The organism is Citrobacter sp. FP75, assembly GCF_018342065.1.
GTDB lineage: Bacteria > Pseudomonadota > Gammaproteobacteria > Enterobacterales > Enterobacteriaceae > Citrobacter.
Genome location: NZ_JAFDOE010000001.1, coordinates 349224 through 375267 on the forward strand (window position 1 = coordinate 349224; position 26044 = coordinate 375267).

The following is a 26044-nucleotide window of genomic DNA, read 5'->3' on the forward strand; positions in this document are numbered from 1 at the left end:
TCAACCGTCAATAAAAACATCTGCCAGCGATTTATGGCAGAGTAGCAGGGAAAGTCCCTCAAGCTCCGCCCACACTGACTGACCATAGTCTTGTTTAAGCGTAATTTCCATGCGCGTTAACAGTTGCACTGCCTGACGTAATTGTGCAGGTGAGAGTCGGTTTAGCGCATCACTCATCATGCCGCGGCGGTTTTGCCATACCCGGTGCTTATCAAACAGTGCACGCAATGGCGTATGGGATGATTGCCGTTTCAGGTTTACCAGCAACAATAATTCACGCTGTATCGTGCGTAGCAAAATAACCGGTTCACTACCCTCAAGGCGCAGTTGCTGCAGAATGTGCAACGCGCGCTTACTTTTGCCCATCAGCAGCGCATCCACCCAATGGAAAGGGGTAAAGTGCGCCGCATCGTTAACCGCTTGCTCCACGCGAGGTAGCGTGAGTTTGCCATCAGGCCACAGCAACGATAACCGCTCCAGTGCCTGCGCCAGGGCTAACAGGTTGCCTTCATAGCAATAGCACAAGAGCTGATTGGCTGCGTCATCCAGTTGCAGGTTATTTTGTTTTGCTCTGGCGGCAACCCAGCGTGGAAGCTGCGCCTGCTCAGGCGTCTGGCAGCTAACCTGAACCGCATTGTTCGCCAGTTCGGTATACCACGCGGCGTTTTCCTGCGCTTTGGTCAGCTTGTTGCCGCGAACAATCAGCAGCAGATCGTCATGTAGCAGGCTAACCAGCGTGGCGAGCTGTTCGTTAATGGCGGCATTTGGACCGTTTTCAGGCAGTTGCAGAAGTAATGTCTGACGGCTGGCAAACAGGCTCATGGCCTGGCAGAGGGAAAAAATAGCCCCCCAGTCAGTGCTGGTGTCGAGAGTGAAAGTGTGGTGTTCTTCGAACCCTTGCGTGGCAGCGGCCAGACGGACAGCATCCTGGCTTTCCTGCAACAACAGGGGATCGTTGCCCAGTAATAAATACGCCGCGCGCAGCCCTTCTTTGAGCTGTGCGCGGAGTTGTTCAGGGTACAACTTGAGCATCAGTTACCCAGCGTGGTGGAAACACGCGCCGGAGAAGACGTTGGCGCTGCTGTGTTGTTCTCAGCAGGTTTTACGTCATCACTGGATGACTGAACGTCAGCAACATGTACGCTTGGCAGTTTACGAATCAACTGTTCGGCCGCTTTGTCATACATCTCTTTAACGATCATCTCCTGCTCATTATCCTTCGCCAGTGCCGCCTGTGGGTTGTCAAAGAACGAGCGGAAGACGGTGGCGCTGATCGGGTAAATGTCATGACCCGGAATCAGCACTGAGGCACTGACCGACATCACCATCTGGTATTCAGCCGTTTGACCGTTCTGGAATACAGACGCCGTATCTTGGGAAATACTGACCGCACCAAGGCGCAGGGACGGAACGTCCTTACGCATTGAACCGTCTTCAAGCAATGTTACACCGTTCAGACGTAATTGATTACGTACCGCACGGCTTAACGGGCCATTCGGATCGCCAGAGTTCAGAATCATGGTTTTCATCGTGGGTGGGACCTGCGTAGTGCTACGCAGATGCCATCCACACCCGGCGGTGACCAGCACCGCCAGAGATAACAACAATGTTGTCAGAAGTCGCACGCTTCCTCCCGCGCTTAGCCAACGACCAGATTGAGGAGTTTACCCGGTACATAAATCACTTTACGTACGGTAACGCCATCAAGATATTTTGCCACCAGGTGTTCCTGGCCAGCACGCTCACGAACCTGCTCTTCGGTGGCGTTTACCGGAACGGTAATTTTACCACGGACTTTACCGTTTACCTGAACCACAACCAGCGTTGAGTCTTCGACCATTGCGCTTTCATCAGCAACCGGCCACGGTGCGTTGTCGATATCGCCTTCACCTTTCAGCGCCTGCCACAAAGTGAAGCAAACGTGTGGGGTGAACGGGTTAAGCATACGCACAACGGCCAGCAATGCTTCCTGCATCAAAGCTCTGTCCTGCTCGTCTTCCTGCGGCGCTTTCGCCAGCTTGTTCATCAGTTCCATAATCGCCGCAATGGCGGTGTTAAAGGTCTGACGACGGCCGATATCATCGGTCACTTTAGCGATGGTTTTGTGAACATCACGACGCAGCGCTTTCTGATCTTCGCTCAATACGTCAACGTTCAGGGCAGCAACATCACCTTTGCTGGTGTGTTCGTAAACCAGTTTCCAGACACGCTTCAGGAAGCGGTTTGCTCCTTCAACGCCGGATTCCTGCCATTCCAGAGTCATGTCAGCCGGGGAGGCGAACATCATGAACAGACGCACGGTGTCCGCGCCGTAACGCTCAACCATCACCTGCGGGTCGATGCCGTTGTTTTTCGACTTGGACATCTTGCTCATGCCGGTATACACCAGTTCATGACCTTCGGCATCCTGCGCCTTCACGATACGGCCTTTCTCGTCACGTTCAACGATCGCGTCAACCGGAGAAACCCAGTTACGTTCGCCATTGGCTCCGACGTAGTAGAAGGCATCAGCCAGTACCATACCCTGACACAGCAGCTGTTTAGCCGGTTCGTCAGAGTTCACCATGCCCGCGTCACGCATCAGCTTGTGGAAGAAGCGGAAGTAGAGCAGGTGCATGATGGCGTGTTCAATCCCGCCAATGTAGATGTCAACCGGCAGCCAGTAGTTGGCGGCCTTAGAGTCCAGCATGCCTTCCTGATACTGCGGGCAGGTGTAGCGCGCGTAGTACCATGAAGATTCCATAAAGGTATCAAAGGTGTCGGTTTCACGCAGCGCAGGCATACCGTTAACGGTCGTTTTTGCCCACTCCGGGTCAGCTTTGATCGGGCTGGTGATTCCGTCCATGACCACATCTTCTGGCAGAATGACCGGCAGCTGATCTTCTGGCGTTGGCAGTACGGTGCCATCTTCCAGCGTGACCATCGGGATCGGTGCACCCCAGTAACGCTGACGGGAAACGCCCCAGTCGCGCAGACGGTAGTTCACTTTACGCTCGCCTACACCTTTTTCGACCAGCTTGTCGGCAATGGCATTAAAGGCGGCTTCGAAGGCCAGACCGTCAAACTCGCCAGAGTTAAACAGTACGCCTTTCTCGGTCAGTGCCTGCTCAGACAGATCCGGTTCTGAGCCGTCAGCTGCCAGAATGACCGGTTTGATGCTCAGGCCATATTTGGTGGCAAACTCGTAGTCGCGCTGATCGTGGCCCGGAACGGCCATTACGGCACCTGTGCCATATTCCATCAACACGAAGTTTGCCGCCCAAACCGGGATCTCTTCGCCGGTCAGCGGGTGAATCGCTTTGAAGCCGGTGTCGACGCCTTTTTTCTCCATGGTCGCCATTTCAGCTTCGGCAACCTTGGTGTTGCGGCACTCGTCAATGAAGGCGGCCAGTTCTGGGTTGTTCGCGGCGGCTTTCTGCGCCAGCGGGTGACCTGCGGCAACCGCCAGGTAGGTCGCACCCATAAAGGTGTCCGGGCGGGTGGTGTAAACGGTCAGCGTGTTGTCGTAACCATTGACGTCGAAGGTGATTTCCACGCCTTCAGAACGGCCAATCCAGTTACGCTGCATGGTTTTAACGGTGTCCGGCCAGTGATCCAGGTTATCCAGATCGCGCAGCAGTTCGTCTGCGTAAGCGGTGATTTTGATGAACCACTGTGGGATCTCTTTACGCTCAACCTTGGTGTCGCAGCGCCAGCAGCAACCGTCGATAACCTGTTCGTTCGCAAGGACGGTCTGGTCGTTAGGGCACCAGTTAACCGCTGAAGTTTTTTTGTACACCAGACCTTTTTTGTACAGTTCGGTGAAGAATTTTTGCTCCCAACGGTAATATTCCGGGGTGCAGGTCGCCAGCTCACGGCTCCAGTCATAGCCGAAGCCCAGCATTTTGAGCTGGTTTTTCATGTAAGCGATGTTGTCGTACGTCCACGGTGCGGGCGCGGTGTTGTTTTTAACCGCAGCGCCTTCTGCAGGCAGACCGAATGCATCCCAGCCAATAGGCTGCAGGACGTTTTTACCCAGCATACGTTGGTAGCGGGCGATTACGTCACCGATGGTGTAGTTACGTACGTGGCCCATGTGTAGTCGACCAGAAGGATAGGGAAGCATAGACAGGCAGTAATACTTCTCTTTGCTCTCGTCTTCGGTAACTTCAAATGTGCGCTTCTCATCCCAGTGAAGCTGTACTTTGGATTCTATCTCTTCCGGGCGGTATTGCTCTTGCATGGCAGCCAGTGGTCCTGTTTTCAATACAGCTACAAACGTAGCTTTAGATGTGGTGTTTCAGATCCGCATAGCATAGCCCAAACGTCCGCGTCAAAACAGCCTTTCGCGCATTCAGCATTGAATTCCCGCAAGGATAAATATTGCACGAATTTACATACTCTGTGGACAGTCTTGCAAAGCGTAGCGTAAATAACGTCTATTATTATAGACAGTTAACGACCCAGGAGGCGAAGCGATGAACAAGGTTGCTCAATATTACCGTGAACTGGTGACGTCACTTAGCGAGCGTCTGCGCAATGGTGAACGCGATATCGATGCGCTGGTGGAGCAGGCACGTCAGCGAGTTATGCAGACCGGGGAGTTAACGCGAACCGAGGTGGAGGAACTCACAAGGGCCGTCAGACGCGACCTTGAAGAGTTTGCGCTTAGTTACGAAGAGAGCCTTGATGAGGAGACTGACAGCGTCTTTATGCGGGTCATCAAGGAAAGTATCTGGCAGGAACTGGCAGATATTACCGATAAAACGCAGCTCGAATGGCGCGAAGTGTTCCAGGATCTCAGCCATCACGGGGTTTATCACAGCGGTGAAGTGGTTGGGCTGGGGAATCTGGTGTGCGAGAAGTGCCACTTCCACTTAGCCGTTTACACACCGGATGTGCTGCCGCTTTGTCCGAAATGTGGTCACGATCAATTCCAGCGACGACCGTTTGAGCCGTAATTTTGTGCCGGATGGTATCGCCATCCGGCAATTCATCAGGCATAAAACTTGAGACGTTCGGCCAGCAGATCGACAAATCCTTCGCGATCCACATCTACCATCACTGTGGCGTTTGGCTTATTACCGCTCAGGAAGTAGTAATCCACCACGGTCATGCCTTGCGTGTATTTCCCCTGCGTCTCTACGCCGACCCAACGTTCAACAGTAGTGAACAGTTCCGGTTTCAGCAACCAGGCGATGGTGCACGGGTCGTGCAGCGGTGCGCCGACGAACCCCCATTTCTCGTCTTTGTGATATTCGAGAAAGAAATCCAGTAACTCAGCAACAATCGTCGAAATGGGATTACCAATAGCGCGGAATCGCTCGGTATCTTCACGATGAATTTGCGCTTTATGCGTGACATCAAGTCCGGCCATCACCACCGGAATGCCCGACTGGAATACGATCTCAGCGGCTTCTGGATCCACGAAAATGTTGAACTCGGCGGCGGGCGTCCAGTTCCCGAGGCCCATCGCACCGCCCATAATCACGATGCGGGCAATTTTATTGTGCAGTTCAGGATGGCTGTTCAGCAGTAATGCCACGTTAGTCTGCGGGCCGGTTGACACAATAGTGACCGGTTCAGGGCTTTCACGCAGGGTTTTCGTCATCAACTCCACTGCTGTACAGCGTTGTGGGGCGAAAGCGGGATCCGGTAGCGCTGGGCCGTCCAGGCCGCTCTCCCCGTGAACGTTATCGGCAATAATCAAATCACGCATCAGCGGTTTCACCGCGCCACCAGCAACGGGAATATCCGTACGGTTGAGCAGCGTTAACATACGCAGCACATTACGCAGGGTTTTGTCAGGTGTCTGGTTACCGGCAGATGAGGTTATCGCTTTCACATCCAGTTCAGGTGAGGCGAGGGCGAGAACAATTGCGATAGCGTCGTCATGACCTGGATCGCAATCAAACAGGATCGGAAGTGCCATTGTTGCTCCTTGTGAGTGGGACTTTGTGACAAGGTTAACGCCGGGCTGTATGTGATTCGAGAAGCGAAGAGATAAAGCGTGAGTTGGCGCGCACTCTGATGTGCGCGCCGGGAAAATTAATGCAGTATTTTGGCCAGGAAGTCTTTAGCGCGGTCTGATTTTGGATTGGCAAAAAACTCTTCTTTCGGTGAGTCTTCCACAATCCTGCCTTCATCCATAAAGATCACCCGGTTCGCCACTTTCCGCGCAAAGCCCATTTCATGGGTGACTACCATCATGGTCATCCCTTCATGGGCCAGTTCAACCATGACGTCCAGCACCTCGTTGATCATTTCGGGATCGAGCGCCGACGTTGGTTCATCAAACAGCATGGCAATAGGATCCATACACAGCGCCCGGGCAATGGCCACGCGCTGCTGCTGCCCACCGGAAAGCTGGGCCGGAAACTTTTCAGCATGTGCAGATAACCCCACTCGTTCAAGCAGCTTTTGCGCTTTCTCGCGTGCTGGCGTTTTATCGCGCTTGAGCACTTTCACCTGGGCCAGCGTCAGGTTTTCGATGATCGACAAATGCGGGAACAGTTCAAAGTGCTGGAAGACCATACCCACGCGGGAACGCAGTTTGGCCAGATCGGTTTTTTTGTCATTCACCACGGTACCATCAACGGTGATCACACCCTGCTGCACAGGTTCCAGACCGTTTACCGTTTTGATAAGCGTTGACTTACCTGAACCTGACGGACCGCAGACCACGACCACTTCACCTTTTTTGACTTCCGTGGAGCAGTCGGTCAGCACCTGAAAGTGACCATACCATTTAGAAACATTTTTCAGGGTAATCATTAAACTGTCCTTTTCTTCAAATAGCTGACCAACAACGATGCGCTCAGACTGAATACAAAATAGACGGCGCCAGCGAACAGAATCATCTCGACCTGTGTACCGTCACGCTCGCCAATGGTGGAGGCGGTGCGGAAGAAATCTGCCAGACTCAATACGTAGACCAGCGAGGTATCCTGAAACAGGACGATGCCCTGAGTGAGCAGCAATGGCACCATCGCGCGAAATGCCTGCGGCAATATGATGAGCTTCATTGACTGCCAGTGGGTCATCCCCAATGCCAGCGCGGCGCTGGACTGTCCACGAGAGATACTCTGGATCCCGGCACGGATAATCTCTGAGTAGTACGCCGCTTCAAACATTGAAAACGCCACCATTGCTGAGATCAGGCGAATATCGGTTTTCGGTGACAGGCCTAATACGTTCTGCAAAAATCCGGGCACAATCAGGTAAAACCACAGCAGCACCATCACCAGTGGAATGGAGCGGAAAACGTTAACGTAGATCTTCGCAAACCAGGCAATGGGGGCGAAGCTGGACAGGCGCATCACTGCAAGGAGCGTGCCCCAAACGATGCCGATGATAACCGCCGTGACGGTAATTTTTAGCGTAATAAGCAGCCCATCCAGCAGATACGGCAGGGAGGGGACGATTGAACTCCAGTCAAATTCGTACATTATTTGCCTCCCAAATTGCCCGGCAGGCGAGTTTTACGTTCAACCAGATTCATCACCAGCATAATAAAGGCGTTAATCAATACGTAAGCAAGGGTGATAGCGGTAAACGACTCCCAGGCGTGGGCAGAATAATCCAGCAGTTTGCCTGCCTGCGCCGCCATATCTACCAGACCGATGGTCGAGGCGATGGCGGAGTTTTTCACCAGGTTCATCATCTCTGAGGTCATTGGCGGGACAATCACGCGGTAAGCGTTAGGCAGCAGAACATAGCGATAGGCCTGCGGCAGCGTCAGCCCCATCGCCAGCGCGGCGTTTTTTTGCCCGCGGGGTAGGGACTGAATCGCAGCGCGCACCTGCTCACAAACGCGGGCGGCGGTAAACAGCCCCAGACATAGCATTGATGAGAGGAAAAACTGAATGTTAGGATCCAGTTCTGACTTGAACCACATGCCAATATTTTCCGGCAGCAGCTCGGGGATCACCAGATACCAGGTAAAAAACTGAACGATCAGCGGAACGTTACGAAACAGTTCAACGTACAACGTGCCAATCCCGGAAAGAAAACGATTGGGAACGGTGCGTAAGATGCCGAATAAGGAGCCTACCAGAAAAGCGATAATCCAGGCGGTGATAGATAACGCGACGGTGACCTGGAAGCCGCTCCAGAGCCAGCCGAGATAGGTGGTGTTGCCGAACGGGGCTGCTTGTAAAAAAATACCCCAGTTCCAGTCTATAGACATAAATCTACTCCAGAAAAAAAAGGGTAGCAGCGCTACCCTCGAAGATTGTTGAGAAGCTCATTTTTCGCGTTGAGTGGGGAACGACCACTCAACGTATAGTCTGTCCATGCTTCCCGACAATCGTGAGGGCAAGGTGAACTCGCCCCATTTCGTTTTAGTTAGTTAAGTGCTTTATCATTCGGTTCTTTGAACAAGGCCTTCATTTCGCTCGACAGTTCGAAATTCATGTTCAGGTTCTTCGGCGGAATTGGGTTTTTAAACCACTTATCAAACCATTTCTCCGCTTCGCCTGAGGTTTGTGCCTGCGCAATGGTGTCATCCATCAGCTTTTTGAACGCCACGTCGTCTTTACGCAGCATACAGCCGTAGGCTTCCTGAGATTGCGGCTTGCCGACGATCTCCCAGTTGTCCGGCTTCTTCGCCTTCGCGCGTTCGCCTGCCAGCAGGGCGTCATCCATCATAAAGGCAACGGCGCGACCACTTTCCAGGGTGCGGAAAGAGTCACCGTGGTCTTTTGCGCTGATGATGCGCATATCCATTTTTTGCTCTTCATTTAGCTTATGCAGCAGCACTTCCGAAGTGGTGCCGGAAGTCACGACCACCGCTTTGCCTTTCAGGTCGGCGAAATCTTTGATGTCGCCGCCTTTTTTCGCCAGCAGACGGGTGCCGACAACGAAAATGGTGTCAGAGAACGCAGCTTGCTTCTGGCGCTCAACGTTGTTGGTGGTGGAGCCACACTCAAAGTCGAAGGTGCCGTTTTGCAGCAGCGGGATACGGTTCTGGGAGGTAATTGGAATCAGCTTCACCTGCAGGTCAGGCTTGTTCAGCTTTTTCTTCACGGCCTCAACAATGGCGTTGGAGTAATCCTGTGAATAACCGACCACTTTTTGCTGATTGTCGTAGTAGGAAAACGGGACCGAGGATTCGCGGTGTCCGACGACGATCACGCCATTTTTAGCGATTTTATCCAGCGTACTGCCTGCCGCAGGGGCGGCATCTTCTGCGTGCGCCAGGCCAGCAGACATTCCCATAACCAGCATGGTTGTGGCGAGCTTACGTAATTGCATATCCAACTCCTTTATCGTCTGCGCCATGGACGCATTGATACCCATTGTGATGTTGTTATTGTTTGCTACTTAAAAGTGCAGTCTTGTATATGTTTGTTAACATTTAGTTTGGATGAATGTAAAGAATTTGCTGTGTTATTGTTTATTTTTGCGAGGTGCGCCGCACCATTTGGGGGCAAAAATATCTTGTTGCACTTATCAGGTGCTACCTGTGCTCAACTTTGGTGCGACCAGGTTGCACATTCAGCCAAAACAACGTTTGCCTTGTATAACAAAGCAATAGGCGTGCCAGAATGGGAAGGGGAAGTGTTTTGTTGGCCGGATAAGTGAAACGTTATCCGGCCGGGGGGCGAGGGTTACTTACGACGCTGGCGCAGACTCATTAGGACCGCACCAAAGCCAAACAGCGCGGTAAGCAGCCACAGCGGCCAGTTTCCGGTACGCGCATAGGGCGTGAGGCCCGTCGTCGGCGTTACGCTGGTGGTCAGTACCTGGCGAGTAAACTGTGGAATCATCGCCTGAACTTCACCCTGCGGGCCAATCACCGCCGTGATGCCATTGTTGGTGCTACGTAGCAGCGGACGCGCCAGCTCCAGTGACCGCATACGCGCCATCTGGAAGTGCTGCCACGGACCGATGGATTTACCAAACCAGGCATCGTTGGAGACGGTCAGCAAGTAGTCCGTATCCGGGCGGAAGTTATCCCGGACCTGTTCGCCAAGAATGATTTCGTAGCAGATTGCCGCCGTCAGCTTAAAGCCGTGCGCCTGCAGCTGTGGCTGCACATACGGCCCACGACTAAACGATGACATTGGCAGGTCAAAGAACGGTGCCAGCGGGCGTAGAATCGATTCCAGCGGGACAAACTCACCAAATGGAACAAGGTGGTTTTTATTGTAGCGATTCGCGGAGTCGTAGCTGTACGGACTGTCTTTACCCAACGTGATGATGGTGTTGTAGGTGTCGTAACGATTCTGCTTATTCAGACGCGCGTCAACAATACCGGTGATCAGCGTACTGTTTTTAGATTTCAGCAGGTCATCCATCATGCTAAGAAAGCGTTGCTGGTTGATCTCCAGATCCGGAATAGCGGATTCTGGCCAGATGATCAGCTGCGATTTCCCCATCTCGGGCTGGGTGGCGTCGAGATAAATCTTCAGGGTGTTGAGTAACTGACCTTCATCCCATTTAAGCGATTGAGGAATGTCGCCCTGCACCATCGAGACCTGAGTGGTTTTTTCCGGCTCAAGCGTGTACCACTGGATATAGCGCAGTGGAAAAGGCAGAGCAAAGAGCACGAGTGCGGCAACCAGCGGCTTCCAGTTACGCGTCACCAGCGCCAGCGCCAACAGGCCGCTAACCATCATCAGCAGGAAGTTTATCGCCTCAACGCCCATAACCGGCGCCAGTCCCTTTAACGGGCCGTCAATCTGGCTGTAGCCAAACTGTAGCCACGGGAAACCTGTCAGCACCCAGCCGCGCAGGAATTCGGTTATCTGCCAGACAACGGGGGCGGCAATGGCGACGCGTAGCCAGGTTGCTTTTGGCCACAGGCGCGACAGAATGCCGGCAAACAGACCGGTATAGAGTGAGAGGTATGCGGCAAGCAGCACCACAAGGAACACGTTAACCGGGCCAGGCATACCGCCAAACTGCGCAATGCTGACATAGACCCAGTTGATTCCGGAGCCAAAAAGCCCCAGTCCCCAGACGTAGCCGATAGCGGCAGACTGGAGCGGGCGGCGGTTGAAGGTGAGAGCCTGCAGGCCCATCAGCGAAATAATCGCCGCAGGCCAGATGTCATAAGGAGAGAAAGCCAGCGTCCCGCAGGCACCGAATAATAACGCCAGCAGCAGGCGAATGCGCTGGCGTTCAATCAATGGGGCAAATGCCATGTAGTCTTTGATCCAGTTTCGGGTTTATTCGTCCAGTTTTGGCTGGGGTGAGTCGTCCGGAATTCTGACATGAACCTGAATAATACGACGGCTGTCGGCCATTGCCACTTTGAACTGGTAACCATCAATGTCGATGGTCTCCCCACGCGCGGGCAGATGACCAAAGGCCTGCATCACCAGACCGCCAATCGTATCGACTTCTTCGTCGCTAAAGTGGGTGCCGAAGGCTTCGTTGAAGTCTTCAATCGGCGCCAGCGCGCGAATGGTCCAGGTGTGACGACTGAGCTGACGGAAATCGATATCGTCTTCTTCGTCATATTCATCTTCGATTTCACCGACGATCAGTTCAAGGATGTCTTCAATGGTCACCAGACCCGAGACGCCGCCGAACTCGTCAATGACGATAGCCATATGGTACCGCTGAGAGCGGAACTCTTTCAGCATGCGGTCAACACGCTTGCTCTCAGGTACGACAACCGCCTGGCGTAACACTTTCTCCATGCTGAAGGCTTCGGCGTCGCTGCGCATAAACGGCAGCAGATCTTTGGCCATCAGAATCCCTTCTATGTGATCTTTGTCTTCGCTAATCACCGGGAAACGCGAGTGGGCAGACTCGATGATGACATCAAGACATTCATCCAGGGTCTGGTTGCGTTTCAGGGTGATCATCTGGGAACGGGGGATCATGATGTCGCGAACGCGCTGGTCCGCAATGTCCATCACCCCTTCGAGCATATCGCGCGTATCTTCATCGATAAGGTCGTTTTGCCCGGAATCACGGATCAGCTCCAACAGTTCGTCGCGGTTTTTCGGTTCACCGTGGAAAAGTTGGCTCAGTAACAGGGAAAAGAATCCCTTTTTGCTGTGTAAGGTGTCACTACTGTGTGAATTGTCGTCGCTCATGGCGTCGTATGGGTTCTCATGTTAGTTAATAGGTGGCTCAAGGCACGCAAACTCAGTGCCTGGCGTCGTGACCTGTTACCGGTTTACCGGCAGCAGGTTATTCCTTCTCGGCAATGTACGGATCCTCATAGCCCAGAGCAAGCATAATCTCTGTTTCGAGGGATTCCATTTCTTCCGCTTCGTCGTCTTCGATATGGTCGTAGCCCAATAGATGCAGGCTACCGTGTACCACCATGTGCGCCCAGTGGGCCTCAAGTGGTTTACCTTGTTCCTGGGCTTCCTTTTCAACGACCTGACGACAGATGATAAGATCGCCCAGCAGCGGCAGTTCGATGCCCGGAGGGGCTTCAAACGGGAAGGACAGCACGTTGGTTGACTTGTCTTTCCCGCGATACGTCAGGTTCAGTTCGTGGCTTTCAGCGTCATCGACCAGACGAATGGTTACTTCTGACTCTTCCTGAAACTGCGGGATCACCGCATCCAGCCATGCCTGAAACTGGCTCTCATCCGGTAAACCGGCGTTATCTTCACATGCCAGTTGTAAATCGAGAATAACCTGACTCATTTTTGTTCCTGCTCCTGAGCTTCACGCTTGCGTTCCGCTGCCTGTTCGGCTTTACGTTTTTGTTCTGCTTCTTCCCAGGCTTCATATGCCGTCACGATACGGGCAACCACCGGATGGCGCACCACGTCTTCGCTATGGAAGAAATTAAAACTAATCTCATCGACTTCAGCCAGCACTTCTATGGCATGACGCAGGCCGGATTTGGTGCTGCGTGGCAGGTCAATCTGAGTGATGTCACCGGTGATAACCGCTTTAGAATTGAAGCCGATACGGGTCAGGAACATTTTCATCTGTTCGATGGTGGTGTTCTGGCTCTCATCAAGAATGATAAATGCATCGTTCAGCGTACGACCGCGCATGTAGGCCAGCGGGGCGACTTCAATGACGTTACGCTCAATCAGTTTCTCGACCTTCTCAAAGCCAAGCATTTCGAACAGCGCGTCATACAACGGGCGCAAATAGGGATCGACTTTCTGGCTGAGATCGCCCGGCAGGAAGCCCAATTTTTCACCGGCTTCCACCGCCGGGCGGGTCAGCAGGATACGGCGAATTTCCTGACGCTCAAGCGCATCGACTGCGGCGGCAACCGCCAGGTATGTTTTACCCGTACCTGCAGGACCCACGCCGAAGGTGATGTCATGATCGAGAATATTGGCGATGTACTGCGCCTGATTAGGCGTACGCGGTTTAATCACGCCGCGCTTGGTTTTGATGTTCACCGCTTTGCCAAACTCCGGCACGCTGTCTGCGCTCTGCTCAAGCACGCGCGCTTCTTTAATCGCCAGATGAATTTGTTCGGGTTCAATGTCCTGGGTCTGACCGCGCATCGGGGCGGTATCGACGTACAGGCTGCGTAAAATATCTGCCGCAGCGGTGACGCAAATTGGGCGACCGGTCAGCTTAAAGTGGTTATCACGGCGGTTAATTTCGATGCCGAGGCGACGCTCCAGCTGTTTGATGTTGTCATCAAAAGGACCGCAAAGGCTCAACAGGCGGGCATTATCTGCGGGTTCAAGGGTAATTTCGCGAGTGTCTATGTTCAAACTGTTCCTCTTATGCTGAATATCGCCGGACGTTGAACATTTACCGGCATCTAAGGAAATTATTCACGCCACAGGGGAAAGGCGCAAGCATTGCGACAAATATGGGGATTGCGGGAGGAAAAACAAGACCCGCCAGAGCTGACGGGTCATAAAGATTACGGCTGATAAATACCGACGCCGAGATCGTTTTCTTTGCGAGTGCGTGCAATGACCGACTCCGGGCTTTCTGCGATGCGCAGGCCCATTTCGTCTTCGGTACGCACCACTTTGCCGCGCAGGGAGTTGGTCCAGACGTCGGTAATTTCAACATCCACAAACTTACCGACCATCTCCGGGGTGCCTTCAAAGTTCACCACGCGGTTATTTTCGGTACGACCAGACAGCTCCATCACGCTTTTACGCGACGTACCTTCGACCAGAATGCGTTGGGTGGTGCCGAGCATACGACGGCTCCAGGCCATTGCCTGCTGGTTGATGCGATCCTGCAGGATATACAGACGCTGTTTCTTCTCTTCTTCCGGGACGTCGTCAACCATATCGGCGGCAGGTGTGCCAGGACGCGCTGAGAAGATAAAGCTGTAGCTCATGTCGAAGTTGACGTCAGCAATCAGCTTCATGGTCTGTTCGAAATCTTGCGTGGTTTCGCCAGGGAACCCCACAATAAAGTCGGAGCTAATTTGAATATCCGGGCGAGCGGCGCGCAGTTTACGGATGATCGCTTTGTATTCCAGCGCGGTATGGGTACGCCCCATCAGATTCAATACGCGGTCTGAGCCACTTTGTACCGGCAGGTGCAAGAAGCTCACCAGCTCCGGGGTATCGCGGTAAACTTCAACGATATCGTCGGTGAACTCAATCGGATGACTGGTAGTGAACCGGATACGGTCGATGCCGTCGATCGCCGCCACCAGACGCAGTAAATCCGCGAACGAGCCGGTTGTGCCGTCATAGTTTTCACCGCGCCAGGCGTTCACGTTTTGTCCTAACAGATTGACTTCACGCACGCCCTGTGCCGCAAGTTGGGCGATTTCAAACAGGATATCGTCAGCCGGACGGCTGACTTCTTCACCACGGGTGTACGGCACCACGCAGTAAGTGCAGTATTTGTTACAACCTTCCATGATGGACACAAACGCGCTTGGACCTTCAGCACGCGGCTCCGGCAGACGGTCGAATTTTTCGATTTCCGGGAAACTGATATCAACCACCGGGCTACGCTTAACGCTTCCGCGAACCTTGTTGATCATCTCAGGCAGACGGTGCAGGGTTTGTGGCCCAAATATAATATCGACGTAGTGCGCGCGTTGACGAATGTGATCGCCTTCCTGAGAGGCCACACAGCCACCCACGCCGATAATCAGATCCGGGTTTTTCTCTTTTAAGAGTTTCCAGCGACCTAACTGATGGAACACTTTTTCCTGAGCCTTCTCGCGGATTGAGCAGGTATTCAGCAGCAGCACATCCGCTTCTTCCGCCACGTCGGTCAGTTGATACCCGTGAGTGGCATCCAGCAGATCGGCCATCTTCGATGAATCGTATTCGTTCATCTGACAGCCCCAGGTTTTAATATGGAGTTTTTTTGTCATCGACTTGCTCTTGCGAAATTGTGGCTGAAATGCAGGGCGCATAGTGTACTGCGTTGGCGCGGTTGTGACCAGTATGACGGATGTCAGCCTCAAGGGGTAAAAAATCCTGTAAACTTACACAATACATGTAACAGGATGATTGACCATGACAAATCAACCAACGGAAGTTGCCATTGTCGGCGGGGGGATGGTCGGCGGCGCGCTGGCGCTTGGACTGGCGCAGCATGGATTTACGGTGGCGGTGATTGAGCATGCCGCGCCTGCGCCGTTTGTGGCTGACAGCCAGCCTGATATCCGTATTTCGGCCATTAGCTCTGCCTCTGCATCGTTGCTGAAAGGTCTGGGCGTCTGGGATGCGGTGCAGGGTATGCGCACTCATCCATATCGTCGTCTGGAGACCTGGGAGTGGGAGAATGCCCACGTCGTGTTTGATGCCGCTGAGCTAAAGCTGCCATTGCTGGGCTATATGGTAGAAAACAACGTCCTGCAGCAGGCCTTGTGGCAGGCGCTGGAGGCACACCCCAAAGTGACCCTGCGCGTGCCGGCATCACTGATTTCTCTGCATCGGCATAATGACCAACACGAACTTGAATTAGCGGGTGGCGAAAAGATAACCGCAAAGCTGGTAATTGGTGCCGATGGCGCGAATTCTCAGGTTCGTCAAATGGCCGGGATTGGCATTCATGCCTGGCAGTATGCGCAATCCTGCATGCTGATTACCGTGCAATGCGAGAATTTGCCGGGAGACAGCACCTGGCAGCAGTTTACCCCTGACGGGCCGCGTGCGTTTTTACCGCTGTTCGATAATTGGGCCTCGCTGGTGTGGTACGACTCTCCGGCCCGTATCCGCCAGTTGCAGAGTCTCGATATGGCACAGCTCCAGGCGGAGATCGCCAAATATTTCCCTTCACGGCTGGGTCACGTTACGCCTGTTGGCGCAGGGGCATTTCCTCTTACACGCCGTCACGCGTTGCAGTACGTGCAGCCAGGGTTGGCGCTGGTGGGCGACGCCGCGCACACTATTCATCCGCTGGCCGGGCAGGGGGTGAATCTCGGATACCGTGATGTTGATGCGCTGATTGATGTTCTGGTGAGCGCCCGCAGCTATGGTGAGGCGTGGGCCAGCCAACAGGTACTGAAGCGCTACCAGGCGCGTCGTATGACCGATAACTTCATCATGCAAAGTGGGATGGATCTGTTCTACGCCGGATTCAGCAACAACCTGCAACCGCTGCGCATTATGCGTAACCTCGGGCTGATGGCGGCCGAACGCGCAGGCGTTCTGAAACGTCAGGCGCTGAAGTATGCGTTAGGGTTGTAATTCAGGCAGGCCTACAGGGAGTTTCGTGGGCCTGATAAGCGTAGCGCCATCAGGCAATAAATGCAGAAAAGCAAAAAGCTCGCCGAAGCGAGCTTTTCTAAAATGGCTGGGGTACGAGGATTCGAACCTCGGAATGCTGGTATCAGAAACCAGAGCCTTACCGCTTGGCGATACCCCAACGGGTGCACCCACAGAGTGGACGACTTTTTGAAATTGGCTGGGGTACGAGGATTCGAACCTCGGAATGCTGGTATCAGAAACCAGAGCCTTACCGCTTGGCGATACCCCAACAATTTTTTTGGATTTATCGAACTAGATCGATACGTCCTTAATATGGTGGCTACGACGGGATTCGAACCTGTGACCCCATCATTATGAGTGATGTGCTCTAACCAACTGAGCTACGTAGCCAAATACTATCATATTCTTCGATGGCTGGGGTACCTGGATTCGAACCAGGGAATGCCGGTATCAAAAACCGGTGCCTTACCGCTTGGCGATACCCCAATGACCGTCGCGGTGAACCGCTATATCGAAGAAAAATGGCTGGGGTACCTGGATTCGAACCAGGGAATGCCGGTATCAAAAACCGGTGCCTTACCGCTTGGCGATACCCCATCCGTGCAACGCTTTCGGGTGAATGGTGCGGGAGGCGAGACTTGAACTCGCACACCTTGCGGCGCCAGAACCTAAATCTGGTGCGTCTACCAATTTCGCCACTCCCGCAAAAAAAGATGGTGGCTACGACGGGATTCGAACCTGTGACCCCATCATTATGAGTGATGTGCTCTAACCAGCTGAGCTACGTAGCCATCTTTTTTTTCGCGTTACCTTATCGGCGTTGCGGGGCGCATTATGCGTATTGAGCCTTGAAGCGTCAACCCCTTTTTCATTGAAAATAGCTGGAATGTGACTGTTTGGTTAGGTTGCGAACAGCATGACGCAATATTCGGCAATTATTAGTTATTAATTGTTTTTCCGCGCGTTAAATCGATATAAAAAAAGAGCCCCGCAGGGCCCTTTGCTGATGATTGGTTTACTTACTTATAAGCCGACTGGTGTACGCCAACCGCACGACCTGAGGGATCGTTCATGGTTTTAAACGCTTCATCCCATTCAATGGCTTTGGCAGAAGAACAGGCGACGGACGGACCGCCCGGAACACACTCGGCGGCGCTGGCTACCGGGAACAGCTCTTCGAAAATTTCACGGTACAAATACGCTTCTTTAGACGACGGCGTGTTGTACGGGAAACGGAAGCTGGCGGTTTCCAGTTGTTGGTCGGAAACTTGCTCCGCCGCGACTTCTTTCAGTGTGTCAATCCAGCTATAACCGACACCGTCAGAGAACTGCTCTTTCTGACGCCACGCAATGCTGGCCGGCAGGTAGGATTCAAAACATTCGCGCAGGACGTGTTTTTCCATTTTCCCGTTACCGCACATTTTATCCTGCGGGTTGATGCGCATCGCCACATCAAGGAATTTCTTATCGAGGAATGGCACGCGGGCTTCAACCCCCCAGGCTGACATGGCCTTGTTAGCACGGGCACAGTCGAACATATGCAGCGCCTGTAGTTTACGTACTGTTTCTTCGTGCAATTCTTTTGCATCTGGCGCTTTGTGGAAATAAAGGTAACCGCCAAACACTTCATCGGAACCTTCGCCCGATAGCACCATTTTAATGCCCATCGCTTTAATTTTGCGTGACATTAAGTACATCGGCGTTGAGGCACGAATGGTGGTTACATCATAGGTTTCAATGTGATAAATCACATCGCGGATGGCATCCAGGCCTTCTTGTACGGTGAAATGGATCTCGTGGTGTACGGTACCAAGGTGGTTAGCCACTTCCTGAGCGGCTTTCAGATCCGGTGCGCCTTTCAGGCCTACGGCGAAGGAGTGCAGCTGTGGCCACCAGGCTTCACTGCGCTCTTGATCTTCAACACGGCGCGCCGCGTATTTTTTGGTGATGGCGGAAATCACCGAGGAGTCCAGACCACCAGACAGCAGCACACCGTAAGGAACGTCTGACATCAGGTGGCTTTTAACCGCGTCTTCCAGCGCCTGACGCAGTTCGTTTTTATCCGTCACATTGTCTTTTACGGCGTCGTATTCGAACCAGTCGCGCTGATAGTACTGACGGATTTCCCCGTCTTTGCTCCACAGATAGCTACCAGCCGGGAATTCTTTAATCGTGCGGCATACCGGAACCAGCGCTTTCATTTCAGACGCCACATACAGGTTGCCGTGTTCGTCATGTCCCATGTACAGCGGGATGATCCCGATATGATCGCGGCCGATCAAATACGCATCCTGTTCGCTGTCGTACAGTGCGAAGGCAAACATGCCTTGCAGAGAGTCGAGGAACTCAGGACCTTTTTCCTGGTACAACGCGAGGATAACTTCGCAGTCGGAACCGGTCTGGAACTGGTAGCGATCGCCGTATTCAGCGCGTAACGCCTGGTGGTTATAAATCTCGCCGTTCACCGCCAGGATGTGCGTTTTTTTCACGTTGTACAGCGGTTGAGCACCGGCGTTGACGTCGACAATGGACAGACGCTCATGCGCCAGAATTGCGTTATCGCTGGCGTAAATACCCGACCAGTCCGGACCGCGATGGCGCATCAGACGAGACAGTTCCAGGGCTTTTTTACGCAGCTCAACTGCGTCTGTTTTAATATCGAATACGCCAAAAATAGAACACATAACCTTCTCCGTTAACCTGTTGCGTGATGCTTTTTATGTTTGCTTAATAAAGAAAATGCCGCAAAGCCGCAGGGGGCGCAAGGAGTTTGGTGGGCGGAAAAGAAAAAAATCAATGATGATTGCTGAATGATGAAAAAGGGTTATGAAATGGACGTATTTATTGATGAATTGTCAGTGAAGTGGCGATTTTATTAGATGAGGTGATTTTGCGTGCCGGCTAACGCGTTCTTATGATTATCCGGCACAGCGTTGCTTAAATAACATCTATCTCGGCAACGGATGGGTAGATCCAGCTTGGTCGGAACGGCATGCTGTCGATATCGTCAAGCGTTGAGACGCCGGACAGAACCAGGATAGTTTCAAGACCGGCCTGAAAACCTGCCAGTATATCGGTACGCAGGTTGTCGCCAACAATAACGGTTTCTTCCGAGTGCGCCTGCATTTTGTTGAGCGCTGCGCGGATAATCCACGGACTAGGTTTACCAACATAAAACGGCTTACGGCCCGAGATTTTTTCAATACCGGCGCAAAGCGCACCGCAGGCAGGGTAAAAGCCGCGGCCGTGCGTATCCGGGTTGGTGGCGATGAAACGTGCGCCGTTGGCAACAAAGTACGCCGCTTTATGCATCATGTCCCAGTTGTAGGATCGCGTCTCACCAACAATCACAAAATCGGGGTTAACGTCGGTAATAGTAAAGCCCGCTTTGTACAGCTCGTGAATCAGTGCGCCTTCACCGACGACGTAGGCTTTTTTCCCTTCCTGGCGACGCAGGAAATCGGCGGTAGCCATGGCGGAGGTATAAAAAACGCTGTCGGGAACATTCACACCTGCGGTAGCAAAGCGGTTCGCCAGATCCTGACCGGTTTGCGAAGGGTAATTAGTCAGCAGGACTAACGGCAACCCTTTTTCCAGTACGGCGGTCAAAAATTCTGCCGCACCCGGTACGGCAACATTGTCGTGCATCAGCACGCCGTCGATATCACAAATTACATTCTTAATGGCCATGGATAATCCGACATCAAAAAAAGAAGGCATTACTATACACAAAATACACTAAATCATTCGAGTCGCATCAAGGCGGCAAGTCTGAGAATCCCCTGGAGCTTACTGAAGTAAGTTACTGGGGTGAGCAGACGCAGCTAACGCAGAGGCGGCTAGAAGGATGACGTGTATTAGCTTTCCAGCAAATGTTGCAATAACGTCCCATTGAGCATCGCACGCTTCACCAGCGCAAAGGCGCCAATGGCGGAACGGTGGTCCAGCGTGGAGCGAACCACGGGCAAATTGTGGCGAAACGCCTTCAACGCCTGGGCATTAATGCAGCTTTCTATTGCCGGAAGAAGAACCTTATCTGCCTCAGTAATCTCACCGGCAATAACGATTTTTTGCGGGTTAAACAGGTTGATAGCGATAGCGATCGTTTTACCCAGATGGCGACCTACGTGCTCAATGACTTCCGACGCCAGGTTATCACCTTTGTTGGCGGCCTTGCAGATGGTTTTGATATTACAATCATCCAGCGTGAGTCGGCTCGGATAGCCCTGCTTGAGTAAATTCTGGACGCGATGTTCGATGGACGCGTTGGCCGCGATGGTTTCCAGACAACCAAAATTGCCGCAGTGGCAGCGCTCTCCCAGCGGTTCTACCTGAATGTGACCAATCTCACCGACGTTACCGTTACGGCCAATGAAAATGCGACCATTGGAGATTATCCCGGCACCGGTCCCGCGATGCACTCGCACCAGAATGGAGTCTTCGCAATCCTGGCTTGCCCCGAAATAGTGCTCAGCCAGCGCCAGACTACGGATATCGTGGCCGACAAAGCAGGTCACCTGAAACCGTTTTTCCAGCGCTTCGACCAGACCCCAGTTTTCAACCTGGATATGCGGCATATAGCGAATGACGCCGCTTTCAGGGTCAACCAGCCCTGGCAGAATGACGGATATGGCAATCAGTTCACGAATTTTCCGCTGACAGCTGTCAATAAAGGTGGCAATGGTATTGAGCAGCGCATGCTCCAGCGTTTCCTGGGTACGCTCAGGCAGAGGGTAGTGCTCTTCAGCGACGGCTCTGCTGCTCATATCATAGAGCGTTAACGTGGTGTCGTGACGGCCCAGACGCACGCCAATAGCGTGGAAATTGCGGGTTTCGGTGACGATAGAGATAGCGCGGCGGCCCCCGGTGGAGGCCTGCTGATCCACTTCTTTGATCAGCCCACGCTCGATAAGCTGGCGCGTAATTTTCGTTACGCTAGCGGGAGCAAGCTGGCTCTGCTCAGCAATCTGAATTCGCGAGATTGGCCCATGCTGGTCAATCAAGCGATAAACTGCCGCGCTGTTAAGCTGTTTTACGAGATCAACATTACCTATTTGAGCTTGTCCGCCTGGTGTCATTCTTTCTCTTACTCAGTAACGACCTCGTTGCCATTAACGATGGTCTTGATAATTTTAAAGTCGTGTGTGAACGCGGTCAGGTTGGCGACTTTGCCAGGGACGATGCTGCCGAGTTGCTTGTCGACGCCGATTGCGCGAGCAGGGTAGAGCGTTGCCATGCGCAGCACTTCGTCCAGTGCAATACCGCAATGCTCAACCAGATTACGCACGCCTTCAATCATGGTTAATGACGAGCCGCTCAGGGTACCGTTTTCATCCACACACAGTCCATTGCGGTAGTATATTGTTTTACCAGCGAAAATGAACTGTTCAATATTTGCACCTGCCGGCGCAGTTGCGTCGGTCACCAGGCACAGCTTGTCACCTTTCAGGCGTTTGGCGTTACGGATGTTTACGTAGTCGACATGCAAACCATCGGCGATGATACCGCAATAAATATCGGCTTCATCAAGGATAGCGCCAGCCAGACCCGGTTCGCGGCCAGTAATGTAAGGCATGGCGTTGAACAGGTGGGTTGCAAAGGTAATGCCCGCGCGGAAGCCAATTTTGGCTTCTTTTACCGTCGCGTTAGAGTGACCGGCAGAAACAACAATGCCCGCATTTACCAGTCGGGTGATCACGTCGACCGGTACCATTTCTGGCGCCAGCGTGACTTTGGTGATCACATCAGCATTATCGCACAGGTAATCGACCAGCGCAGCGTCAGGCTGACGGACAAAGCCAGGATTATGGGTGCCTTTTTTTACCAGGTTCAGCCACGGGCCTTCAAGATGAAGTCCTAATGCCTGGTTCGGGTGTTTCGCCAGGTATTCGCGCATGACGCGAACGCCTTGTTTCATCAGCTCATCGCTGGTGGTAATTAGCGTTGGCAGATAGTTAGTGCAGCCTGATTTCTCGTTGGCTTTTTGCATGATTTCCAGCGTTTCAACGCTCACAGCTTCTGCCGTATCGTTAAACTGTACGCCGCCGCAGCCGTTTAACTGCACATCAATAAAACCGGGGGAAAGAATGGCCCCATTCAGTGAGCGTTGTTCAATCTCCGGCGTTAATTCAGCCAGTGGGCAAACGCTGGCTATCAGGCCATCAGCGACAACTATCGCATGGTCATCAAGAATTTCGTGACCGGTAAAGATCCGGCCCTGGGTTAAAGCATACATTCCGACCCCCGATTTCAAAAAAATGCCGCCCTGCAACGCTTTTGGCAGGGCGGAAACATCATTACAGACCTTTAATATTTTCTGCTTCTAACTCGTTAAAGTATTTCAGCGTCTTCACTTTCAGTTCCATCGTGGAAGGCTCATCGCAGACCACAACGGCTTTTGGATGCAGTTGCAGGCAGCTGATGGTCCACATATGGTTAACGTTACCTTCAACGGCAGCCTGCAGGGCCTGTGCTTTCTGGTGGCCCAGCACCAAAATCATCACTTCTTCGGCATCCAGCAGGGTGCCCACGCCAACGGTCAGCGCATATTTCGGCACCTGGCTTACGTCACCGTCAAAGAAGCGAGAGTTCGCGACGCGAGTGTCATGAGTCAGCGTTTTGATACGCGTACGAGAGGCTAAAGAAGAAGCCGGCTCGTTAAATGCGATGTGCCCGTCGTTGCCGACGCCACCCATAAACAGGTGGATTTTACCGTAAGAACGGATTTTTTCTTCATATTGACGGCATTCTGCATCGATATCTGGCGCATTACCATTGAGGAGGTTGATGTTTTCTGCTGGAATATCAACATGATCAAAGAAGTTGCGATGCATAAAGCTGTGGTAGCTTTCCGGATGCTCTTTCGGCAGGCCAACATACTCGTCCATATTAAACGTGACAACATGTTTGAAGCTCACCTGGCCCGCTTTGTGCATTTCGACTAATGCTTTATAGGCTGTCAGTGGGGTTCCGCCAGTAGGCAGGCCCAGAACGAACGGACGATCGGCCGTTGGTTTGAACGCATTGATACGGTTAACGATATGGCGAGCAGCCCATTTGCCGACTTGTTCAGCGGTATTCAGGGGGATCAGTCTCATTCTTCACCTCAGTAGTAAATGTAAGCAATTGGCGGATTGAGTCGCTGTGCAGCATTAAGCGTAACCTGGTTTTGCATCGGTAAGGATCAATCCGTTTCGATTTTTTGAATGATAAAATAAGTTTTCGTAGTTAGCCAGTAGAAGGGAGGGTTGATAACGATATTTGGTGACTTTAATCACAAAAAACACGCTTTTAATTTGCGATACGAATTAATTTTCCACACACTCTGAATGTAGATGAATGGTTAATATCGTTGTTCCAGAATATCTTGCTGTCTGAATTGGTCGCACAATAAAAATATGGCTTCAAAGGAGCCTGAATCGGGGTCTCGTAGGGGGAATAAAATGAATATTTTAGGTTTTTTCCAGCGGTTGGGTAGGGCGTTACAGCTTCCCATCGCTGTGCTGCCTGTCGCGGCACTGTTGCTGCGATTTGGCCAACCAGATTTGCTTAACGTACCCTTCATCGCGCAAGCGGGTGGGGCCATCTTTGATAACCTCGCGTTAATATTTGCCATCGGTGTGGCATCCAGCTGGTCGAAAGACAGCGCAGGTGCTGCAGCGCTGGCAGGTGCGGTCGGTTATTTCATATTGACCAAAGCAATGGTTACCATTAACCCGGCGATCAACATGGGCGTGCTGGCTGGTATCATCACCGGTCTGGTCGGCGGTGCTGTGTATAACCGCTGGTCTGGCATCAAACTGCCTGACTTCCTGAGCTTCTTCGGCGGTAAACGCTTTGTGCCAATCGCTACCGGTTTCTTCTGCCTGGTGCTGGCTGCTATCTTCGGCTACGTGTGGCCGCCGGTGCAGAACGTCATCCATGCAGGTGGTGAGTGGATCGTGGGCGCTGGCGCGCTGGGTTCCGGTATTTTTGGTTTCATCAACCGTCTGCTGATCCCAACCGGTCTGCATCAGGTTCTGAACACCATCGCCTGGTTCCAGATTGGTGAGTTCACCAACGCGGCAGGAGCGGTCTTCCACGGCGACATCAACCGCTTCTATGCGGGTGACGGCACTGCAGGTATGTTCATGTCTGGCTTCTTCCCGATCATGATGTTTGGTCTGCCGGGTGCGGCACTGGCGATGTACTTCGCCGCGCCGAAAGCACGTCGTCCGATGGTTGGCGGTATGCTGCTGTCAGTGGCGATCACTGCATTCCTGACCGGTGTTACCGAGCCGCTGGAATTCCTGTTCATGTTCCTGGCGCCGCTGCTGTACCTCCTGCACGCAATCCTGACGGGTATCAGCCTGTTCGTTGCGACATTGTTGGGGATCCACGCGGGCTTCTCTTTCTCCGCAGGTGCTATCGACTACGTGTTGATGTACAACTTGCCAGCTGCAAGTAAGAACGTCTGGATGCTGGTTGCGATGGGGCTGGTTTTCTTCGTCATCTACTTTGTGTTGTTCAGCGCGGTTATTCGTATGTTTAACCTGAAAACGCCGGGCCGCGAAGATAAAGAAGACGAAATTGTTACTGACGAAGCCAACAGCAATACCGAAGAAGGTTTAGCACAACTGGCTACCAGCTACATTGCAGCGGTTGGCGGTACCGATAACCTGAAAGCGATTGACGCCTGTATTACTCGTCTGCGTCTGACCGTTGCCGATTCCGCAAAAGTGAACGATGCAATGTGTAAACGTCTGGGCGCATCGGGTGTGGTTAAGCTGAACAAGCAAACTATCCAGGTCATCGTGGGTGCGAAAGCTGAATCCATCGGCGACGAAATGAAGAAAGTTGTGATGCGTGGTCCGGTTGCTGCAGCATCTGGTGAAAGTGCTCCAGCAGCAGCTCAGGTTGCAAAACCGCAGGCGGTTGCGAATGCCGTCACCGTTGAAGCGCTGGTTTCTCCGATTACCGGTGACGTGGTTGCGCTGGAGCAGGTTCCTGATGAAGCCTTCGCCAGCAAAGCTGTCGGCGACGGTATCGCGGTGAAACCGACGGATAAAATCGTGGTTTCTCCGGCAGCGGGCACGATTGTGAAAATATTCAATACTAACCATGCGTTCTGCCTGGAAACCGTGAAAGGCGCGGAAATCGTGGTCCACATGGGCATCGATACCGTAGCGCTGGAAGGTAAAGGCTTTAAACGTCTGGTTGAAGAAGGTGCGGAAGTTACTGCAGGTCAACCTATTCTGGAAATGGATCTGGAGTACCTGAACGCCAATGCACGTTCAATGATTAGCCCGGTCGTTTGCAGCAACAGCGATGACTTCGGTGGTCTGGTCATTAAAGCCGAAGGTCATGTGGTGGCCGGACAAACACCACTGTATGAGATTAAAGGTAAATAACTGCTCCTGAGTAAAGTGAGTTAAGTGCCTTAAGCGGCGGGGGATATTCCTCCGCCGCTTTTTTTTGCAGCAAATGCCCTCATAATG

General features: G+C 52.7%; 21 protein-coding genes and 7 tRNA genes. 3 read left to right on the forward strand and 25 right to left on the reverse strand.

Features of this window, described 5'->3' with window-relative positions; all coding sequences use genetic code 11:
* The 3 genes from holA to leuS are packed head-to-tail and all read right to left on the reverse strand — an operon-like array spanning position 1 to position 4222.
* The gene (holA, locus tag JQ822_RS01600; protein ID WP_213132006.1) at positions 1-1032 is read right to left on the reverse strand and encodes a DNA polymerase III subunit delta; all 1032 of its coding nucleotides are present in this window, start codon (positions 1030-1032) and stop codon (positions 1-3) included.
* The gene (gene lptE, locus JQ822_RS01605; RefSeq protein ID WP_213132007.1) at positions 1032-1625 is read right to left on the reverse strand and encodes an LPS assembly lipoprotein LptE; all 594 of its coding nucleotides are present in this window, start codon (positions 1623-1625) and stop codon (positions 1032-1034) included. Before lptE ends, holA begins: the two co-directional genes overlap by 1 nt.
* Before the next feature lie 14 nt (positions 1626-1639).
* A complete protein-coding gene (gene leuS, locus JQ822_RS01610; RefSeq protein ID WP_213132008.1) occupies positions 1640-4222 on the reverse strand; it encodes a leucine--tRNA ligase in 2583 nt (860 codons plus the stop codon).
* Positions 4223-4457: 235 nt separating this feature from the next.
* On the opposite strand from leuS, the gene JQ822_RS01615 reads away from it, so the two are divergent.
* Positions 4458-4940, forward strand: a complete 483-nt coding sequence (locus tag JQ822_RS01615; protein WP_005121423.1) for a zinc ribbon-containing protein — start codon at positions 4458-4460, stop codon at positions 4938-4940.
* Positions 4941-4975: 35 nt separating this feature from the next.
* Here JQ822_RS01615 and rihA read toward each other — a convergent pair whose 3' ends face one another.
* The 10 genes from rihA to miaB form a co-directional block, all read right to left on the reverse strand.
* Positions 4976-5911, reverse strand: a complete 936-nt coding sequence (gene rihA / locus JQ822_RS01620) for a pyrimidine-specific ribonucleoside hydrolase RihA (protein ID WP_213132009.1) — start codon at positions 5909-5911, stop codon at positions 4976-4978.
* A 116-nt stretch (positions 5912-6027) separates the two neighbouring features.
* Positions 6028-6753 carry a glutamate/aspartate ABC transporter ATP-binding protein GltL gene (gene gltL / locus JQ822_RS01625; protein WP_213132010.1) on the reverse strand — a complete coding sequence of 242 codons (726 nt, stop codon included), beginning with the start codon at positions 6751-6753 and terminating at the stop codon, positions 6028-6030.
* A complete protein-coding gene (gene gltK, locus JQ822_RS01630; protein WP_213132011.1) occupies positions 6753-7427 on the reverse strand; it encodes a glutamate/aspartate ABC transporter permease GltK in 675 nt (224 codons plus the stop codon). Before gltK ends, gltL begins: the two co-directional genes overlap by 1 nt.
* Entirely contained in the window at positions 7427-8167 is a 741-nt protein-coding gene (gene gltJ / locus JQ822_RS01635) for a glutamate/aspartate ABC transporter permease GltJ (protein ID WP_213132012.1), read from the reverse strand. Before gltJ ends, gltK begins: the two co-directional genes overlap by 1 nt.
* 158 nt (positions 8168-8325) lie before the next feature.
* On the reverse strand, positions 8326-9234 hold the full coding sequence (gene gltI / locus JQ822_RS01640) for a glutamate/aspartate ABC transporter substrate-binding protein GltI (RefSeq protein ID WP_213132013.1): 909 nt from the start codon (positions 9232-9234) through the stop codon (positions 8326-8328).
* Between the two features lie 356 nt (positions 9235-9590).
* Complete coding sequence (gene lnt, locus JQ822_RS01645; protein ID WP_213132014.1) at positions 9591-11129, reverse strand: apolipoprotein N-acyltransferase; 1539 nt, start codon at positions 11127-11129, stop codon at positions 9591-9593.
* 24 nt (positions 11130-11153) lie between these two features.
* Complete coding sequence (gene corC, locus JQ822_RS01650) at positions 11154-12032, reverse strand: CNNM family magnesium/cobalt transport protein CorC (RefSeq protein WP_181618902.1); 879 nt, start codon at positions 12030-12032, stop codon at positions 11154-11156.
* A 97-nt stretch (positions 12033-12129) separates the two neighbouring features.
* Positions 12130-12597 carry an rRNA maturation RNase YbeY gene (gene ybeY, locus JQ822_RS01655; RefSeq protein ID WP_135322680.1) on the reverse strand — a complete coding sequence of 156 codons (468 nt, stop codon included), beginning with the start codon at positions 12595-12597 and terminating at the stop codon, positions 12130-12132.
* Entirely contained in the window at positions 12594-13640 is a 1047-nt protein-coding gene (locus JQ822_RS01660; protein WP_003022776.1) for a PhoH family protein, read from the reverse strand. Before JQ822_RS01660 ends, ybeY begins: the two co-directional genes overlap by 4 nt.
* Positions 13641-13795: 155 nt before the next feature.
* Positions 13796-15226 carry a tRNA (N6-isopentenyl adenosine(37)-C2)-methylthiotransferase MiaB gene (miaB, locus tag JQ822_RS01665; protein ID WP_213132015.1) on the reverse strand — a complete coding sequence of 477 codons (1431 nt, stop codon included), beginning with the start codon at positions 15224-15226 and terminating at the stop codon, positions 13796-13798.
* A gap of 145 nt (positions 15227-15371) precedes the next feature.
* Here miaB and ubiF point away from each other — a divergent pair, with 145 nt between their 5' ends.
* Positions 15372-16547: a 3-demethoxyubiquinol 3-hydroxylase gene (gene ubiF, locus JQ822_RS01670; RefSeq protein ID WP_213132016.1), complete on the forward strand. Its 1176-nt coding sequence runs from the start codon at positions 15372-15374 to the stop codon at positions 16545-16547.
* A gap of 103 nt (positions 16548-16650) precedes the next feature.
* Here the strand turns inward: ubiF and JQ822_RS01675 are convergent.
* From JQ822_RS01675 to nagB, 12 genes are all read right to left on the reverse strand, one after another.
* Positions 16651-16725: transfer RNA gene (locus tag JQ822_RS01675), tRNA-Gln, on the reverse strand.
* A gap of 36 nt (positions 16726-16761) precedes the next feature.
* Positions 16762-16836, reverse strand: a tRNA-Gln gene (locus JQ822_RS01680).
* Between the two features lie 45 nt (positions 16837-16881).
* Positions 16882-16958 (reverse strand) — tRNA-Met (locus JQ822_RS01685).
* A 21-nt stretch (positions 16959-16979) separates the two neighbouring features.
* Positions 16980-17054, reverse strand: a tRNA-Gln gene (locus JQ822_RS01690).
* 36 nt (positions 17055-17090) lie between these two features.
* Positions 17091-17165: transfer RNA gene (locus tag JQ822_RS01695), tRNA-Gln, on the reverse strand.
* Positions 17166-17188: 23 nt separating this feature from the next.
* Positions 17189-17273, reverse strand: a tRNA-Leu gene (locus tag JQ822_RS01700).
* Between the two features lie 9 nt (positions 17274-17282).
* Positions 17283-17359, reverse strand: a tRNA-Met gene (locus JQ822_RS01705).
* Between the two features lie 228 nt (positions 17360-17587).
* Positions 17588-19252 (reverse strand): asparagine synthase B, encoded by a 1665-nt coding sequence (asnB, locus tag JQ822_RS01710; RefSeq protein ID WP_213132017.1) that lies wholly within the window; start codon positions 19250-19252, stop codon positions 17588-17590.
* 253 nt (positions 19253-19505) lie between these two features.
* Entirely contained in the window at positions 19506-20258 is a 753-nt protein-coding gene (nagD, locus tag JQ822_RS01715) for a ribonucleotide monophosphatase NagD (RefSeq protein ID WP_213132018.1), read from the reverse strand.
* 167 nt (positions 20259-20425) lie between these two features.
* Positions 20426-21646 (reverse strand): DNA-binding transcriptional regulator NagC, encoded by a 1221-nt coding sequence (gene nagC, locus JQ822_RS01720; RefSeq protein WP_213132019.1) that lies wholly within the window; start codon positions 21644-21646, stop codon positions 20426-20428.
* 8 nt (positions 21647-21654) lie between these two features.
* Positions 21655-22803: an N-acetylglucosamine-6-phosphate deacetylase gene (gene nagA / locus JQ822_RS01725; RefSeq protein ID WP_213132020.1), complete on the reverse strand. Its 1149-nt coding sequence runs from the start codon at positions 22801-22803 to the stop codon at positions 21655-21657.
* A gap of 61 nt (positions 22804-22864) precedes the next feature.
* The gene (gene nagB, locus JQ822_RS01730) at positions 22865-23665 is read right to left on the reverse strand and encodes a glucosamine-6-phosphate deaminase (RefSeq protein WP_003022803.1); all 801 of its coding nucleotides are present in this window, start codon (positions 23663-23665) and stop codon (positions 22865-22867) included.
* Between the two features lie 345 nt (positions 23666-24010).
* Between nagB and nagE the strand changes: the two genes are divergently transcribed.
* Positions 24011-25957, forward strand: coding sequence for a PTS N-acetyl glucosamine transporter subunit IIABC (gene nagE, locus JQ822_RS01735; protein WP_213132021.1), 1947 nt, complete (start codon positions 24011-24013; stop codon positions 25955-25957).
* Positions 25958-26044: the final 87 nt, after the last annotated feature.